This is a genomic window from Novosphingobium sp. PhB57, from assembly GCF_004342985.1.
Lineage (GTDB): Bacteria > Pseudomonadota > Alphaproteobacteria > Sphingomonadales > Sphingomonadaceae > Novosphingobium.
In genome coordinates, this window is record NZ_SMBO01000007.1 from 115,936 (window position 1) to 132,914 (window position 16,979).

At 67.6% G+C, this 16,979-nt stretch carries 16 protein-coding genes; 12 read left to right on the forward strand and 4 right to left on the reverse strand.

The window, feature by feature from the left end; genetic code table 11:
* Positions 1-25: 25 nt before the first annotated feature.
* Genes EDF58_RS20380 through EDF58_RS20390 form a run of 3 tightly spaced genes read right to left on the reverse strand, consistent with a single transcriptional unit; the run spans position 26 to position 2,438 of the window.
* A complete protein-coding gene (locus EDF58_RS20380; RefSeq protein WP_132268915.1) occupies positions 26-946 on the reverse strand; it encodes a dioxygenase in 921 nt (306 codons plus the stop codon).
* Positions 947-986: 40 nt separating this feature from the next.
* Positions 987-1,277, reverse strand: a complete 291-nt coding sequence (gene catC, locus EDF58_RS20385) for a muconolactone Delta-isomerase (protein WP_132268917.1) — start codon at positions 1,275-1,277, stop codon at positions 987-989.
* A 3-nt stretch (positions 1,278-1,280) separates the two neighbouring features.
* The gene (locus EDF58_RS20390; RefSeq protein ID WP_132268919.1) at positions 1,281-2,438 is read right to left on the reverse strand and encodes a muconate/chloromuconate family cycloisomerase; all 1,158 of its coding nucleotides are present in this window, start codon (positions 2,436-2,438) and stop codon (positions 1,281-1,283) included.
* 112 nt (positions 2,439-2,550) lie between these two features.
* On the opposite strand from EDF58_RS20390, the gene EDF58_RS20395 reads away from it, so the two are divergent.
* The 4 genes from EDF58_RS20395 to EDF58_RS20410 all read left to right on the forward strand — a co-directional run bounded on the left by EDF58_RS20395 (position 2,551) and on the right by EDF58_RS20410 (position 7,647).
* Positions 2,551-3,474: a LysR family transcriptional regulator gene (locus tag EDF58_RS20395; RefSeq protein WP_132268978.1), complete on the forward strand. Its 924-nt coding sequence runs from the start codon at positions 2,551-2,553 to the stop codon at positions 3,472-3,474.
* A gap of 204 nt (positions 3,475-3,678) precedes the next feature.
* A complete protein-coding gene (locus EDF58_RS20400; RefSeq protein ID WP_243654401.1) occupies positions 3,679-4,926 on the forward strand; it encodes an MFS transporter in 1,248 nt (415 codons plus the stop codon).
* Between the two features lie 10 nt (positions 4,927-4,936).
* Positions 4,937-6,127: a benzoate/H(+) symporter BenE family transporter gene (locus EDF58_RS20405; RefSeq protein ID WP_243654402.1), complete on the forward strand. Its 1,191-nt coding sequence runs from the start codon at positions 4,937-4,939 to the stop codon at positions 6,125-6,127.
* A 59-nt stretch (positions 6,128-6,186) separates the two neighbouring features.
* Positions 6,187-7,647 (forward strand): alginate export family protein, encoded by a 1,461-nt coding sequence (locus EDF58_RS20410; RefSeq protein WP_132268922.1) that lies wholly within the window; start codon positions 6,187-6,189, stop codon positions 7,645-7,647.
* Positions 7,648-7,656: 9 nt separating this feature from the next.
* Here EDF58_RS20410 and EDF58_RS20415 read toward each other — a convergent pair whose 3' ends face one another.
* The gene (locus EDF58_RS20415; protein WP_132268924.1) at positions 7,657-8,118 is read right to left on the reverse strand and encodes a MarR family transcriptional regulator; all 462 of its coding nucleotides are present in this window, start codon (positions 8,116-8,118) and stop codon (positions 7,657-7,659) included.
* 302 nt (positions 8,119-8,420) lie between these two features.
* Between EDF58_RS20415 and ectA the strand changes: the two genes are divergently transcribed.
* The 8 genes from ectA to EDF58_RS20455 all read left to right on the forward strand — a co-directional run bounded on the left by ectA (position 8,421) and on the right by EDF58_RS20455 (position 16,978).
* A complete protein-coding gene (gene ectA, locus EDF58_RS20420; protein ID WP_207913073.1) occupies positions 8,421-8,903 on the forward strand; it encodes a diaminobutyrate acetyltransferase in 483 nt (160 codons plus the stop codon).
* Positions 8,904-8,919: 16 nt separating this feature from the next.
* Positions 8,920-10,230, forward strand: a complete 1,311-nt coding sequence (gene ectB, locus EDF58_RS20425; protein WP_132268926.1) for a diaminobutyrate--2-oxoglutarate transaminase — start codon at positions 8,920-8,922, stop codon at positions 10,228-10,230.
* Between the two features lie 54 nt (positions 10,231-10,284).
* Positions 10,285-10,701, forward strand: coding sequence for an ectoine synthase (locus EDF58_RS20430; protein ID WP_132268927.1), 417 nt, complete (start codon positions 10,285-10,287; stop codon positions 10,699-10,701).
* Positions 10,702-10,717: 16 nt separating this feature from the next.
* On the forward strand, positions 10,718-11,632 hold the full coding sequence (gene thpD, locus EDF58_RS20435) for an ectoine hydroxylase (RefSeq protein WP_132268929.1): 915 nt from the start codon (positions 10,718-10,720) through the stop codon (positions 11,630-11,632).
* Positions 11,629-13,104 (forward strand): aspartate kinase, encoded by a 1,476-nt coding sequence (locus tag EDF58_RS20440; protein WP_132268931.1) that lies wholly within the window; start codon positions 11,629-11,631, stop codon positions 13,102-13,104. The genes thpD and EDF58_RS20440 overlap by 4 nt, the downstream gene beginning before the upstream one ends.
* A 14-nt stretch (positions 13,105-13,118) precedes the next feature.
* Entirely contained in the window at positions 13,119-14,354 is a 1,236-nt protein-coding gene (locus tag EDF58_RS20445; protein WP_132268933.1) for an MFS transporter, read from the forward strand.
* Positions 14,351-15,634 (forward strand): MFS transporter, encoded by a 1,284-nt coding sequence (locus tag EDF58_RS20450; RefSeq protein ID WP_132268934.1) that lies wholly within the window; start codon positions 14,351-14,353, stop codon positions 15,632-15,634. The genes EDF58_RS20445 and EDF58_RS20450 overlap by 4 nt, the downstream gene beginning before the upstream one ends.
* Positions 15,635-15,712: 78 nt before the next feature.
* Positions 15,713-16,978 (forward strand): mechanosensitive ion channel domain-containing protein, encoded by a 1,266-nt coding sequence (locus tag EDF58_RS20455; RefSeq protein ID WP_132268983.1) that lies wholly within the window; start codon positions 15,713-15,715, stop codon positions 16,976-16,978.
* The last annotated feature ends 1 nt before the right edge of the window (position 16,979 follow it).

Consider the following 16,979-nt stretch of genomic DNA (forward strand, 5'->3'; position numbering starts at 1 on the left):
GATCCTGTCTCCCGTTTTGCTGTGGTCAGGCCGTTTCTGTTTCGGGCTGCGGCTCGGCTTCGGCGCGGGCGCGGGACGAGAAGTGCTCGTCGTCCGCATCGGCGGCGCGCTGCATCTGGAAGTCGAACTGGATGTAGGCGCTGTCGCCCTGGCGGCTGGGCACCGGCAGCAGGCCCGCGCGGGTGCCGAAGGCGAAATCGTCGGCCGCGAAGGGATCGTCGCCGAAGTTGATCTGCGTCGTCAGCGTGCGGTAGCCCGGCGCCTCGATGAAGAAGTGCACGTGGGCGGGGCGATTGCCGTGGCGGCCCAGCGCCTGCATCAGCTGGTCGGTCGATCCGCCCGGCGGCACCGAGTAACCGCTCGGCTGCTTGGAATGGAACGCATAGCGCCCGTCCTTGCCCAGCTTGATACGGCGGCGGTTGTTGAACGGGGTCTGCTCGCCTGTGGGATCGAAGTGCGAATACCAGCCCTTCGAATTGGCATGCCAGACGTGGACGATCGCGTTCTCCACCGCCTCGCCGTCCGGGCCGGTGACACTGCCGGTCATGTGCAGGACCGTGGTGCCCTCGTCCTCGTCGACGGAGAGATTCACATTGCCTTCCACCAGCGGCGCACCGGCGACGTAGAGCGGGCCTTCGATGGTGCGCGGGGTGCCGCCGGAGAGGCCGGCCTCGGCATCTTTGGCGTCCATGTAGAGGTCCAGGAAGTGCTCAAGGCCGGTGCCCGGCACGATCAGGCCGATCTCGCCCGCGCTGTCCGAAAGGTACTTCATGGCGAGCCAGAACTCGCTTTCGGAAATGTCGTGGCGGACGATCAGCTCCATCACCGATTCGGTAAGGTCGCGCATGATCGTCTTGAGGCGGGGGCTGCCGCCGCTCTCGTTCACGCCGGCGGCGCGATCGAGCAGCTGCTGGATTTCCGGGGTCTTTACGAAGCTGACGTCCATTTTGTTCTCTCCCAAGGACTGTATTCAGTGGCTCCGGCGATCAGCGATCGTCGTCATGGATGGAGGATGGGTGCCGGCAGAGCGGCGTGATTTTCATGGTCATGAAGGGGTAGAGCGGCAGGCCCATCAGCGTGTCGTGCAGCGCTGCATTGCTCTCGACATCGAAGATCGAGACGTTCGAATAGAGCCCGACCTTGCGCCAGATATGGCGCCAGGTGCCCGCCTGCTGGAGCTTCTGGAAATAGGCCTTCTCGGCCGCCTTGATCTTCGCAGCCTCATCGGCATCGAAGTCCAGCGGAATGTTGACGTCCATTTCGACCATGAACAGCATGGCTCAGGCTCCTGCGTTTACGGCGTGAAGGCGCGGACCCGAACGGTCACGCCGGAAGAAGTCGATCTTGTCGGGATCGAGCGCGATGCCGAGGCCGGGGCCGGTCGGCACCTTCAGCGAAAAGTCCCCATAGCCGAGCGGCTCGGTGAGAATTTCCTCGGTCTGCAGCAGCGGGCCGAACAGCTCCGTGCCCCAGGCCAGCTCGGGAACGGTGGCGAAGACGTGGGCCGAAGCCGCCGTGCCCACGCCGCCTTCCAGCATCGTGCCGCCATAGAGGCCGATCCCTGCCGCCGTGCCGATGGCGGCGACTTCGGCTGTGGCGAACAGACCGCCCGATTGCGCGATCTTCAGCGCGAAGACGCCCGCCGCACCGGCAGAGGCGATGCGCAGCGCGGTGCGCGGCCCGTGCAGCGCCTCGTCCGCCATCAGCGGCACGCCGCGCGTGGTGGCAAGGCGGGTCATCGCGGCAATGTCGTCCCCGGCGATGGGCTGTTCGACGAGGTCGCAGCCCACGTCCTGAAGCATCGCCATGCCCAGCTTGGCCTGCGCCTCGCTCCAGTTCTGGTTCACGTCCACGCGCACGCTGGCGCGGTCACCCAGCGCCTTGCAGATCGCGCCGACATGGGCGACGTCCTGTTCCACGCTGCGCTTGCCGATCTTCAGCTTGAAGATGCGGTGGCGGCGGAGCGAGAGCATTTCCTCGCCCTCGGCAATGTCGCGCGCGGTGTCGCCGCTGGCGAGCGTCCAGGCCACCGGCATATCGTCGCGCACGCGGCCGCCGCCGATGAGGTCAGAGACCGGCACGCCCAGCTGCTTGCCCGCCATGTCCAGCAGCGCGGTTTCCACCGCGCACTTGGCAAAGTGATTGCCGCGCACGCACTTGGCGACTTTCGCCATCGTCGCACCGACACGGCTGATGTCGCAGGTCTTCAGGACCGGGACGATATAGGTGTCGATGGCGGACTTGATGCTTTCCGGGCTTTCCTCGCCATAGCTGAGGCCGCCGATGGTGGTGCCCTCGCCGATGCCCTCTACGCCGTCACTGTCAGTCAGGCGTACGATCACCATCGCCTGCGAATGCATCGTGGCCATGGCCAGAACATGCGGGCGGATCGTCGGTACATCGACGATTAAGGTATCAGCTTGGCTCAACAGGGCCATTGCAGCGACTCTCCCGAATGTTTAGCTTTCGATGGGAAAGTTAGGCCTCGGTCGCAGCGGCTGCAAAGATCAATGCGGTTACAGGCCTATACCTGAGAGGTATATTATCGTGATGGACGTGCGCCTTCTGCGCTACTTCGTGGCCGTGGCGGACGAGGGGAACTTCAACCGCGCCGCCGAACGGCTGCACATCGCCCAGCCGCCGCTTTCGCGCGCGATCCAGCAGCTGGAGGCGCATGTCGGCGCGCCGCTGCTCGATCGCGGCACGCGCCCGCTGCGGCTCACCGCCGTCGGCCGCCTGCTCCACGAACAGGCCCTGCAGGTGCTGGCGCGCATGGAGGACGTGGAGGCCATGGTGCGGGCCGCCGCCACCAGCGAGCGGCGGCGGCTGGTGATCGGCTTCGTCGCCTCCACCATCTATGCCCGCCTGCCCGAACTGATCCGCGAATTCCGCAAGGCGGCGGAGAATGTGGAACTGGTCATGGTGGAAGCCACCACGCTGGACCAGATCGCCGCCCTGAAGGACGGACGCATCGATGTCGGCTTCGGGCGTATCCGCTTCGAGGACCCTTCGGTCCGCCGCATCATCCTGCGCAACGAGAAACTCGTGGCCGCCTTCCCGGTCGACCACCCGCTGGCCAACGGGAGCGGGCCGATCTCGCTGCGCGACCTGGCCGATGAGCCGCAGATCATCTATCCGCGCGCGCCCCGCCCCAGCTATGCCGACCAGGTGATCTCGCTGTTCCGCGACCATTCGATAGAGCCGCGCATCGTGCACGAGGCGCGCGAACTGCAGATCGCCATCGGCCTCGTCGCGGCGGAGGAAGGCATGGCCATCGTCCCGGAATCGGTACGCCGCGCGCGCAGCCACGATGTCGCCTTCCGCGAACTGGTGGAACCGGCCACCTCCCCCATCATCATGAGCCACCGCCCGGGAGACCGCTCTCCCGAACTGGCGCTCATGGCCGCGGTGATCGCGCGGCAATATGCGCAGTGGGGCTACGACGTGCCCGCCGCGCTGAGCGAGGAATTGTGACCGGCGCGTTTCCGGCGATACCCGCTGCGTATTCGCATCGGACTTAAACGGTATTTGTTGAACCCCTGCAGGTCATTCACTTTCCCGGAAAATCACACAACGTGAAATGGGAGAGGAATCGATATGCAAGGTATCGATGTAAGTCGTCTTGTCGACGAAGCCAGATTCGGAAATCTGCACCTCAAGATAATTATAGCCTGCGCATTGCTGCTTATAGTCGATGGCTACGACGTATTCATTTACGGAGTCGTGCTGCCCAAGCTGATGGAGCAGTGGCAACTTACCGCACCGCAAGCCGGTTCTTTGGCAAGCTGGGCGCTGTTCGGCATGATGTCCGGCGCGCTTCTGTTCGGACCGATGGGTGACCGGATCGGCCGCAAGAAGTGCATCACCCTCTGCTTCACGCTGTTCAGCGCCGCGACCTTCCTGAACGGCTTCGTGACGACGCCGACGATGTTCGGCGTGCTGCGCTTCGCTGCGGGCCTGGGCTGCGGCGGGCTGATGCCCAATGCCGTTGCGCTTACCAACGAATATGCCCCCAGGCGGATGCGCAGCACGCTCGTGGCGCTGATGTTCAGCGGCTATGCCGTGGGCGGCATGGTTGCGGCGGGCCTGGGCATCTGGCTGCTGCCCCGGTTCGGCTGGCAGGCGATGTTCCTGGCCGCCGCCGTGCCGCTGGCGCTGCTTCCGCTGATCCTGCGCGGCCTGCCGGAATCGGTCGGCTTCCTGGTGCGCAAGGGCGAGCAGGACAAGGCCCGCGCGATCCTTCGCCAGCTCTCCCCCGAGGCCGCCTCCGGCGCGCCGCTGGTCCTCCGCGAGGCCGACACGGGACGCGCCTCGGTGGGCGAACTGTTCCGGCATGACCGCACGCTGGGCACGCTGTCCATGTGGCTGTGCTTCTTCTGCTGCCTGCTGATGGTCTACGCGCTGGGTTCGTGGCTTCCGCAGTTGATGCGCAGCGCCGGATACAGCCTGGGCTCCAGCCTCTCGTTCCTGCTGGCCCTCAATTTCGGCGGCATGTTCGGCGCGATCATGGGCGGGCGCCTGGCCGATCGTTTCGGACTGCCCCGCGTGGTCATGGCCTATTTCGCCCTGGGCGCGCTCTGCATCGCCCTGCTCGGCCTGAACAGCGCCATGCCGGTGCTCTACCTGCTGATCTTCATCGCCGGCGCCGGCACCACCGGCACGCAGATCCTGCTATATGCCAGCGTCGCGGAGTTCTACAGCCTCTCCGTCCGATCCACCGGGCTGGGCTGGGCCTCGGGAATGGGCCGGGTCGGCGCGATCGTGGGGCCGATGCTGGGCGGACTGCTGCTCGCGGCGGAACTGCCGATGGCGCTCAACTTCCTTGCCTTCTCCATTCCGGGCCTCGTCTCCGTACTGGCGACCGCGCTTTACATGGTGAGCCGCCGCCAGCAGCGCAGCCGGGAAGCCTACGCCCTCGCGGCGTGAACGGACGATCATGACCACCACCATCGAGACGCTCCCGGCGCAAGGCCAGACATCGATGATCCCGGCTATCGTCGCCGGGATCATCGCCACCACCATATCCTACGCCGGACCGCTGGTGATCGTGTTCCAGGCCGCGCAAGGGCTGGAGCCGGCGGTCGTCGCCTCGTGGATCTGGGCGATCTCGATCGGCAGCGGGGTGCTGGGCATCGTGCTGAGCTGGCGCTGGCGCGTGCCGATCGTGGTGGCGTGGTCGGCGCCGGGTTCGGCGCTGCTGGTGACGATGCTGCCCCAGACCGATTTCGCCACGGCCGTGGGCGCCTATATCGTCGCCAACCTCGCGGTGCTGGCGGTAGGCGCTTCGGGCGCGTTCGACCGGCTGATGAAGCGCCTGCCCGCCGCGATCACCGCCGCCATGCTGGCCGGCATCCTGTTCCGCTTCGTGATCGACATGATCGGCGCCGTCCCCTCCGCGCCGGTCACGGTGATCGCGATGATCACCGCCTTCTTCGCCGGACGCGTGCTCGCCCCGCGCTATGCCGTCGTCGCCGTACTGGTGACGGGCGTGGTGCTGACCATGCTGGACGGCGGCCTTTCGGGCACCATCGGCACCCCCCGCCTGACCGTGCCGGTCTGGACCACGCCCCGGTTCGACTGGGCCGCCACCGCCAGCATCGCCCTGCCGCTGGCGGTCGTGGCGCTGACCGGGCAGTTCCTTCCCGGCATCGCCGTCCTGCGCGCCGCGGGCTACGAGACCCCGCCGGCGCGCCCGATCGTCGCGGCCAGCGCCATAGGCTCGATCCTGCTGGCCCCGTTCGGCTGCCACGGCCTGAACCTGGCGGCCTTCACCGCCGCGATCTGCCTTGGCCCGGACGCGCACCCCGATCCGGCGAAGCGCTATCTCGCGGGGATCGCGGGCGGCGTGACCTACCTGATCTTCGGCGCTTTCGCGGCAACCGTGCTGGCCCTGTTCGCCACTTTGCCCAAGACCCTGATCGCCGCGCTGGCCGGGCTGGCGCTGTTTCCGGTCGTCTCCGGCTCGCTCAGCACGGCCCTGCGCGCGGAGCAGGGCCGCGACGGGGCGCTCGTCACTTTCGCGGTCAGCGCCTCGGGCATGACGCTGGCGGGCCTCGGCTCCGCCTTCTGGGGCCTGGTCTTCGGGCTGGCCGTGCATGTGCTCCAGACTTTCGCCGCAAGACGATGACATAGCGGCTGCGACTGGGTCGCCCCCTTCAGAACAAACGAAAAAACGGGAGAGTATCGATGTTCCAGATCATGGCGCATGCCCTGACCGCAGCCACCGCGCAGGTGCCCGCACAAGTACCCGTGCCGGTATCGGCGCAAGCACCCGCCGAGGCGCCAGCCGCAACGCAGACCGCCGCGCCCCAGATCGCGCCGCCGCTAAGTCCGAACCGCTCCAAGGCGCCCAAGCCGGCCTTCAAGCCGATCAACCATGACGAGGACTATTCCAGCTTCCGCGCCGTGCGCGACGCCAATCTCTGGACCCGGATCAAATACATTCCTCTGGCGGGCAATACGTATGCCTCGCTTGGCGGAGAGCTGCGCCTGCGGCCCGAACTGCGCATCGGGGAGCGCTGGGGACGCGGTCCGCAGGACGACGACGGCAATTTCCAGCAGCGCACCCGCGTCTGGGGAGACCTCCAGATCGAGGGCCTGTTCCGCGCCTTCGTGGACCTGGAGCACGCCACCAGCACCGGGCTCGATTCCGTGGTCGCGCCGATCGAGGAGGGCCGGCTGGACTTCAACCAGGCCTTCGTCGAGGCGCATGTGCCGGTGGGCACGGCGCGGATCACCGCGCGCTTCGGCCGCCAGGAAATCGGCATCGGCAACCAGACCGTGTTCGACATGCGCGAAGGCGCCAATACCCGCCGCTCGCTGGACCTCCTGCGCGTGATGGGCACGATGGGCCCGTGGGACGGCGGCTTCCTCACCGGCCACGCGGTGCTGGAAAAGCTGGGCACCTTCGACGACGAGACCAACCACGACTACGACCTGACCGGGCTCCACGCCGGGCGCACTTTCGGGGCGGGAACCCATACCGGCCGGGCCGAAATGCTGTTCGTTTCCTCCGACCGCGCCAGCGTGTCCTTCGCCACCGCACCCGCCGCGCGCGACCGGCGCCGCACACTCTCGCTGCGCTATGCCGGGAAGGCCGATGCCTGGAGCGTCGATGTGGAGGGCATCCGGCAATGGGGCGCGTTCGGGAACCTCGACATCGATGCCTATTACGTCACCGGCACCATCGCTCACGGCTGGCAGGGCGGCTGGAAGCCCAAGCTGGCCCTGCGCGTGGACGTGGGCTCGGGCGACCGCAATCCCGGCGACGGCAAGGCCGGCACTTACGGCCCGCTGTTCCCCAAGCCGCTCACTTACAACGGCGACCTCGGGCCGCATAACCTGACGATCTTCCAGCCGATGCTGACGCTCCAGCCGAACGCGAAGCTGACGCTCGACTTCTCGGCGGCAGGCCTCTGGCGCACCTCGATCCACGACGGCGTCTATTCGCTGGGCGGGCAAGTGCTGCGCCGCGCCGACGAGACCGATTCCCGCTTCTTCGGAAAGCGTGCCACGGCGGCCGGGCGCTATGCGCTCAACCCCTTCACAACGCTCGGCTTCTACACGATCTACGGCGATGTTTCGGAGAAGTTCAAGCCGGGGCGCGACTTGTTCTATGCCGCCGCCTACCTGACGTTCCGGATCTAGCGAAGGAGCCTAGCGCGCCGGGGGCGGCGTCTCTTCGCCCCGGCCGGGGGTGAGCAGGGCATCGAGCCGCTCCAGCGCGGCCAGCAGCATGGCCTGCTCCCACCGCTCCAGCGCGCCGAAGCCCTGGCTGAAGCGCAATTGCAGCGGGAACGGGGAGGCGCGCAGCTTCTCGCGCCCCTCGTCCGTCGCCTGCAGCAGCATCTGCCGCTTGTCCGTCAGGCTGCGGGTGCGCGTGACCAGGCCGCCGGCGACCAGCCGGTCGACGATATTGGTGATCGTCGCCTGGCCGAACCGCAGCGCCGTGGCGACCGCACCGGGGGTGATCGATTCGTGCCCGCAGATCTGGCGCAGGACCAGGCCCTGCGACGGGGTAAGACCGGTCGCGGCGGCCATTTTCCGGTTATCCAGATCGGCGGCGTCGATAATTTTTCGCAGCGCCGTCAGCGCCGCTGGCGTGAGGTCCGATTCCATGCCCGACAGCTAGCTTTGACGGGGCTTTGCGCCAAGTGTGAATATGCTTCGGATATGGAAGATTTGTGACACGAAACGGCAGGGTCTCTGGAACCATTCCCCCGGTGGACTGTTGCAATGCCGCGCCGAATCAGTATGTTTCGCCGCAAGCGCAGTCACTATGAGGCAATAGCCAAGCACAACGATGTGCTTCGGAGGGTGAAGTAATCTTAGATTTGAATGCGAACGAGGCAAGCCTCCGGGATCTTTCCGGGGGCCCCGAGAACGCGCCGCAGGAAGACGTGGCCAAAGCGCCGCTGCGCCTGCGTTGCCCCACTGCCGAAGACGGCCCCGCCGTCACGGCCCTGATCGCGGCTTCCCCGCCGCTCGATCCCAACTCGGCCTATTGCAACCTGCTCCAGTGCAGCGATTTTGCCGATACTTGCGTGCTTGCGGAGCGGGATGGGCAGGCCGTCGGCTGGGTCTCCGGCTATCGCCCGCCTTCACATCCCGAGCGTCTCTTCGTGTGGCAGGTGGCCGTGGCAGCCTCGGCCCGCGGCGAGGGACTGGCAGGACGCATGCTCGATGCCCTGCTGACCCGGCCCGCCGTGCGCGGCGCCACCACGCTGACCACCACCATCACCGTGGACAATGCCGCCAGTTGGGCGCTGTTCACGGCCTTCGCGCGCCGCCACGGAGCGCAGCTTTCGAAATCGCCGCGCTTCGAGCGCGACGCGCACTTTGCCGGTGCGCACGACACGGAATGGCAGGCGAGCATCGCGCCCCTGCCGTCCGCCCAATCCTGAACAGGGGAACCCTGACATGACCAAGATGCCCATGCCGAGCGCCGCCGCGCCCGACACGAAAATCTACGAGCGCCGCGAATCTGCCGTGCGTACTTATTCCCGCTCCATGCCGCGCCAGTTCGGCAAGGCGCAGGGCGTATGGATGCACGACAATGCGGGCGGCCGCTATCTCGACTTCCTTTCGGGCTGCTCCTCGCTGAACTACGGCCACAACCATCCCGTGCTCAAGGCCGCGCTGGTGGACTACATCGCCGGTGACGGCGTGACTCACGCGCTGGACCTGCACACCGACGCCAAGACCGAGTTCCTCCGCACCTTCGAGGATGTCGTGCTGGAGCCGCGCGGGCTGGACTATCGCATGATGTTCACCGGGCCGACCGGCACCAATGCGGTGGAAGCCGCGATCAAGCTGGCGCGAAAGGTGACCGGCCGCGAGATGGTGGTGGCCTTCACCAACGGCTTCCACGGCATGACGCTGGGCGCGCTGGCCTGCACCGGCAATGCCGGCAAGCGCGGCGGCGCGGGCGTGCCGCTCAACCATGTCAGCCACGAGCCTTTCGACGGCTACTATGGCGAGGGCGTGGATACCGCGGACCTGCTGGAACAGCGCCTGTCCGACCCGTCGAGCGGTCTCGATGCGCCCGCCGCCTTCCTGGTGGAGACGGTGCAGGGCGAAGGCGGCCTCAACGCCGCCAGCCCCGGCTGGCTGCGCAAGATCGCCGCGCTCGCCAGGAAGCACGGCGCGCTGCTGATCGTCGACGACATCCAGGCCGGCTGCGGCCGCACCGGCGGCTTCTTCAGCTTCGAGGGCATGGGCTTCACGCCGGATATCGTCACCCTGGCCAAGTCGCTTTCGGGCATGGGCCTGCCTTTCGCGCTCACCCTGATCCGCCCCGACCTCGATATCTGGGCGCCGGGCGAGCACAACGGCACGTTCCGCGGCAACAACCACGCTTTCGTCACCGCCACGGCGGCCTTGCGCGAATTCTGGGCCGATTCCGCCTTTGCCGACGACGTCGCCCGCCGCGGCGGCATCCTCGAAGGCCGGCTGGAGCGCATGGCCGACCGCCATGGCCTCTCGACCCGCGGGCGCGGCATGATGCGCGGCATCGACGTGGGCAGCGGCGAGATCGCCGCCCGCATCACCGGCGCCTGCTTCGATGCCGGCCTGATCATCGAGACCAGCGGCGCGCATGACGAGATCGTCAAGGTGCTCGCCCCGCTCGTGATCGACGATGCCACGCTGAATGCGGGCCTCGACATCCTGGAAACCGCGCTGGCCGAGGCGATCGCCCCGGTGAAGCGCCCGCTCGGCGTCGCTGCCTGAGCACCCTTCCAGATCGCCTCGAACTAGAGGCACAGATTTACAGGAATTGACCATATGATCGTTCGCCAACTCAAGGAAATCCGCAAGTCCGACCGCCACGTCGAGTCCAACGGCTGGCACTCCGACCGGCTGCTGCTCAAGGACGACGGCATGGGCTTCTCGTTCCACGTCACGACGATGTTCGCGGGCGAGGAACTGCACATGCACTACCAGAACCACCTGGAAGCCGTGCTGGTGCTGAAGGGCGCCGGGACCATCGAGGACCTGGGCACCGGTCTGACTCATGAGCTGAAGGCCGGCGTGATGTACGCGCTCAACCAGAACGACAAGCACATCGTGCGGCCCACCGAGGACATCCTCTGCGCCTGCGTGTTCAACCCGCCCGTCACCGGACGCGAGGTTCACGACGAAAGCGGCGCCTATCCCGCCGACGCCAGTGAAGATGCCGGCGAGCCGGCCCTCACGGACTGAGGAGGAAGGCCAGACGATGCAGGACCATTATCCCACCCGCTGCGCTGCGCAGCCGCAGCTCTTTCCCCGCGACGAACCCGTCGCGCGCCGCGAATGGCAGCCCGGCGCGCCGCTCAGCGCCGAGCAGATCGCCCAGTTCGACCGTGACGGCTATCTGGTGCTGGAGGACGTGTTTTCCGAGGCCGAAATGGCCGCGCTCCAGGCCGAAACCGGCCGCCTCCTGGGCAACCCGGCGGGCCTGAAGGACGAAACCGTCATCGCCGAGCCCGGCAGCCGCGAGATCCGCTCGATCTTCGAGATCCACGAGCAGAGCGAGACCATGGGCCGCCTGGCCGCCGACGCGCGGCTGGCCGGCGTCGCCAGCTACCTGCTGGACGACGAGGTCTACATCCATCAGTCGCGGCTGAACTACAAGCCGGGGTTCAAGGGCAAGGAGTTCTACTGGCACTCCGACTTCGAGACCTGGCACGCCGAGGACGGTATGCCGCGCATGCGCGCGCTGTCGATGTCGGTGCTGCTGGCGGAAAACACGCCTCACAACGGCCCGCTGATGGTCATGCCCGGATCGCAGCACGTCTTCATCGCCTGCGTGGGCGAGACGCCGGAAGACCACTACCGCGCGTCGCTGCGCAAGCAGGAATACGGCGTGCCCGATGAAGATACGCTGGCTCAGCTCGCGCACCGCCAGGGCATCGTCTCGCCCACCGGCAAGCCGGGGACGGTCATCGTGTTCGACTGCAACACCATGCACGGGTCCAACGGCAACATCACGCCCTTCCCGCGTGCCAATGCCTTCCTGGTCTACAACGCCGTGAGCAACCGGCTCGAAGCGCCCTTCGCCGCCGCCACCCCGCGTCCGGACTTCATCGCCGCGCGCGAGGTGAAGACGATCACGCCGGTTTCCGGCATCCTCGAAGGAGAAGCCGCATGAACCGGACCCATTCCGTCGAGAAGATCGGCGGCACCTCGATGGCGGCCACCTCCACGGTGTTCGACAACGTGCTGGTCGCCGGCCGCAAGGGCGCGGACCTCTACAACCGGATCTTCGTGGTCTCGGCCTATGCCGGGATGACCGACCTGCTGCTGGAGCACAAGAAGTCGGGCGAGCCCGGCGTCCATGCCCATTTCATCCGCAACGAAGTGCCCGGCGCCTGGCGCTCCGCCCTGGCGGACGTGATGGGCGCGATGTGGGCCCGCAATGCCGAGATGTTCGCGCGCTCCGCCAGCCGGGAGGAAGCGGATGCCTTCGTGGCCATGCGCATCGCCGCGCTGGAAACCTGCCTGGACGATCTCGACCGCCTGCGCGCGCATGGTCGCTTCTGCCTGAAGGACCAGATGACCACCGTGCGCGAGATGCTGGCCGGCCTGGGCGAGGCGCATTCGGCGCACTCCACCGCGCTGATGCTGCGCGACCGGGGCGTGAACGCGGTCTTCGTCGACCTGACGCTCTGGGACCACGCGGACATGCGCAGCCTGGACGAGCGCATCGTCGAGGCCATGGCGCCGATCGACCTTGCCAAGCAGATGCCCATCGTCACCGGTTATGCGGGCTGCGAGGGCGGCATGGTGCGCTGCTATGCGCGCGGCTATTCGGAAATGACCTTCTCGCGCATCGCCGTGCTGACGCAGGCGCGCGAGGCGATCATCCACAAGGAGTTCCACCTTTCCAGCGCCGATCCGCGCCTGGTGGGCGAGACGGTGGCGCGCAAGATCGGGCGCACCAACTACGACGTGGCGGACCAGCTTGCCAACCTGGGCATGGAGGCCATCCACCCGCGGGCCGGGCGGGGCCTGCGCCAGTCCGGCATCCCGCTGCGGGTGCGCAACACGTTCGACCGGCACGACGGCGGCACGCTGATCTGCGGCGACTACGTTTCCGACCGTCCGCGCGTGGAGATCGTCACCGGGCTGGCCTCGGTCCAGGCGCTGCAGGTGTTCGAACAGGACATGGTCGGCGAGAAGGGCTACGACGCCGCGATCCTGGAGGCGCTGACCCGCCACGGGGCGTGGATCGTCAGCAAGAGCTCCAACGCCAACACCATCACGCACTACCTTTCGGGCACCAGCCCGGCGCAGATGGCCGCCATCGTCGCGGACATCGAGGCGCACTGGCCCGGCGCCGCCGTGACGGTGCAGCCGGTGGCGATGGTCTCGGTGATCGGCAGCGACCTTGCGGAGCCGGGCCTGGTCCCGCGCGCGCTGATGGCGATGGCCGAGGCCGGGATCGGCATGGCCGCGATGCAGCACCAGATCCGCAATGTCGACGTGCAGTTCATCGTCGCGGTCGAGGCTTTCGACCAGGCGGTGCGGGTGCTGCACAAGGCGCTGGTCGAGGGCGGCGCCGCCGCCCCGATGGGCGGAACCCCGGAACCAGCCGGAACCCAGGAACTGGCTGCCGCCTGATCGCTTGATTGATCATGCTGAAAGCCATCCTCCCCGTGCGCAGCTTGCTGCTCGCCATCTTCGTGCTGATGGCGGGCGGCGGCTTCATGAACACGCTCGTCAGCGTGCGCCTGGAGCGCGGGGGGTCTGGCACCCTGGCGATCGGCCTGGTCGGCACCGCCTATTTCGCAGGGCTGGTCGCAGGCTCCATGCGCGCGCCGTCGCTGCTGCGCCGCATCGGCCACATTCGCGCCTTCGCCGCTTTCGTGGCCGTGCTGAGCGCCAGCACGCTGGCTTATGCCATCCACCGCGACGTGCCGTTCTGGGGCCTGCTGCGCTTCACGGACGGAATCTGCCTGGCAGGCATCTACGTCTGCCTGGAAAGCTGGCTGAACGAACGGGCCGAGGGCGCCGGGCGCGGCAGCGTGCTGGCCGGCTACATGATCGCACTCTATGGCGGGCAGGCGATCGGGCAGTTCACGCTCAACCTCGGCGGCGCGGCATCGACGATGCCGCTGATGGTGGGATCGATCCTGATCTCGCTCGCCGCCGTGCCCGTGGTGCTGACCCGCATCGCCGCACCCGCACCGGGGGAAGCCTCCTCGCTCTCGTTCCGCGAACTCTACGCGGTCTCGCCGCTGGGGATCGTCGGCGCTTTCCTGACCGGGATCATGCTCGGCGCCTTCTACGCGATGGGCGCGGTCTATGCCCGGCGCTCGGGGCTGGACCTTTCCGCGACCGCGCTGTTCATGAGCGTTGTCATCATGGGCGGCGTGGCGCTGCAATGGCCACTGGGCCGCCTGTCCGACCGGATGGACCGGCGCATGGTGATCGTCATGGCCTTCGCCGGCACGCTGGCCGCCAGCCTGGCCATCGCCCTGACCGAGGGCAACCTGCCGCTGCTGACGTTCGGCGCGCTGTGGGGCGGCCTCAGCTTCGCGCTCTATCCGCTCTGCGTCGCCCATACCAACGACCACCTCTCGGCCGAGCAGCGCGTCGCCGCCAGCGGCGGGCTGGTGCTGCTCTATTCGCTGGGCGCCGCCATCGGCCCCTCGCTGGGGGCGCTGGCCATGACCCTGCTGGGAACGGCCGGGCTGTTCCTCTTCGTTGCCGCCTGCGCCGGCGCCGCGCTGGCATTCGGCCTGTGGCGACAGGTCCGCTCCGAGCCGGTCCCCGGCCATCTCCAGGAAACCTACGTCGTGCTGCCGCGCACCACGCCCATGTCCGCCGCGCTCGACCCGGTGGCCTCGGACGAAAGCACTCTTGAATGACCGACCAGACTTCGCCGGCCGTACTGCACCGCGCCATCGCCGCATCCGCGATCGGCAATGCCACCGAGTGGTTCGACTATGGCATCTATGCCTATGGCGTCAGCTATATCTCCGCCGCGCTGTTCCCCGGCGAGGCCGCCGAAGCGACGCTTTTCGCGCTGGCGACATTCGCGATCTCGTTCCTGGTGCGGCCGCTGGGCGGCTTCTTCTGGGGTCCGCTGGGCGACCGCTACGGCCGCAAGGCGGTGCTGGGCATCACCATCGTGATGATGGCGGCGGCCACGGTGGGCGTCGGCCTCATCCCCTCCTACGCGGCGATCGGCCTCTGGGCACCGGCGCTGCTGGTGGTGCTGCGCATGGTGCAGGGCTTTTCGACCGGCGGCGAATACGGCGGCGCGGCGATCTTCATGGCCGAGTATGCGCCCGACCGGAAGCGCGGCTTCTATGGCAGCTTCCTGGAAGTCGGCACGCTGGCGGGCTTCTGCGGCGGCGCCCTGCTGATGCTGGGCTTCTCGCTGCTGCTGGGCGATGCCGCCATGCGCGACTGGGCCTGGCGCCTGCCGTTCCTGCTGGCCGGGCCGCTGGGTTTCGTAGGCGTCTACTTGCGGGCACGCATGGAAGAGACGCCGCTGTTCCGCGAAGTGGAAGAGAGCGGCCAGAACGCATCCGCCACGCCGCTGCGCGACCTGATGCGCCGCCACCGCCGCCCGCTGCTGGCGATGAGCGGGCTGGTGATCGCGCTCAACGTGGTGAACTACACCCTGCTCAGCTATATGCCGACATATCTGGAGCGCCGGCTGGGCCTTTCGACCGACGCCGCGCTGGCCGTGCCCATCGCCGGCATGCTGTTCATGATGGTGCTGCTTCCCTTCGCGGGCGCCCTGTCGGACCGAGTGGGGCGCAAGCCGATGTGGATGGCCTCGCTGATCGGGCTGATGCTGGCGGTGGTGCCGCTCTATCACTTCATGGATACCGGCCTTGCCAGCGCGGTGATCGGCTATGCCCTGCTGGGGCTGCTCTACGTGCCGCAACTGGCGACGATTTCGGCGACGTTCCCCGCCTTCTTCCCCACCCCGGTGCGCTTTGCCGGTTTCGCCATCGCCTACAACCTCTCGACCTCGCTGTTCGGCGGCACCGCTCCGGCGGCGAACGCCTGGCTGATCGACCGGACCGGCGATCCGCTCACCCCCGCCTACGTGATGATCGCCGCCTGTCTCGTCGGGCTGGTGGCGCTGCATTATACCGAGGAAACCGCCGGCAAGCCGCTGCGCGCCGTCTGACTGCCTAACCGAGGATTCCCTTTGAAAACCGATGCTTTCGCCGCCCTGGCTGCCCCCGGAGCAAACGGGCCCTGGGCCATGGCGCCCTGGGCCTCCGAGCCCTGGATGCACACCGGAATCGCCCTGCTGCTCCTGGCCGCCGCCGCCTGGCTGGCCAACTGGATCGCCAAGCGCATCGTCCTGAGCGGCATGATGCGCCTGCTGCGGCGCACGCCCTTCGATGTCGAGGCGGGGCATATCGGCGCCATCGTCGCGCGCCTGTCGAACATCTTGCCCGCCGTGATCGTGCAGGGCGGGATCGGCGCGGTGCCCGGCCTGCCGCCCGCGCTGGTCGGCTTCGTGCACAGCCTTTGCGCGGCCGTGGTGATTCTGACGCTCGCCCTGGCCCTGTCCGGCGCGCTGACCCTGGCCAACGACGTGTACCAACGCCGCCCGGAAGCCGGGCACCGGCCGATCAAGGGCTATGTCCAGGTGGCCAAGCTGCTGGTCTACGGCGCCGCCGCGATCCTGGTGCTGGCCGCGCTGATGGACCAGTCTCCGCTGCTGCTGCTGTCCGGGCTGGGCGCCATGGCGGCCGTGTTGCTGCTGGTGTTCAAGGACACCATCCTCTCGCTGGTCGCATCGGTGCAGATCACCTCCAACGACATGGTCCGCGTGGGCGACTGGATCGAGATGCCCAAGCTCGACGCCAATGGCGACGTGATCGACATCGCGCTGCACACGGTGAAGATCCAGAACTTCGACAAGACCATCACCACCGTGCCGACTCACCGGCTCATCACCGAGAGCTTCCGCAACTGGCGCGGCATGTCGGAATCGGGCGGGCGGCGCATCATGCGCTCGCTGATGATCGACCAGAACAGCGTGCGCTTCCTGACGGCCGGGGAACTGGAGGCGCTTTCGCGCTTCACCCTGCTGCGCCAGTACCTGGCGGAGCGCCGCGGCGAAGTGAACCGCTGGAACCAGGACCACGCGCAAGGCGAGATCCTGGACATGCGCCGCCTGACCAATATCGGCACTTTCCGCGCCTATGTGCACGCCTACCTGACCGCGCACCCGGACATCGCGAAAGACAAGACCCTGCTGGTGCGCCAGCTCGAACCCGGCGAATACGGCCTGCCGCTGCAGATCTACGCTTTCGCCTCCACTACGGCCTGGGCCCAGTACGAAAGCATCCAGGCCGATATTCTCGACCACCTGATCGCGATCATCCCGGAGTTCGACCTCCGCGTTTTCCAGCGGCCCACCGGCCTCGACCTGTCAGGCGCGGTCGCGCGGTCGGCATCCTCGCCGGACGCCGTCCTGCCCCCCGCTCCCTCCCTTCCCGTTCAGGACCCTGCGTGAC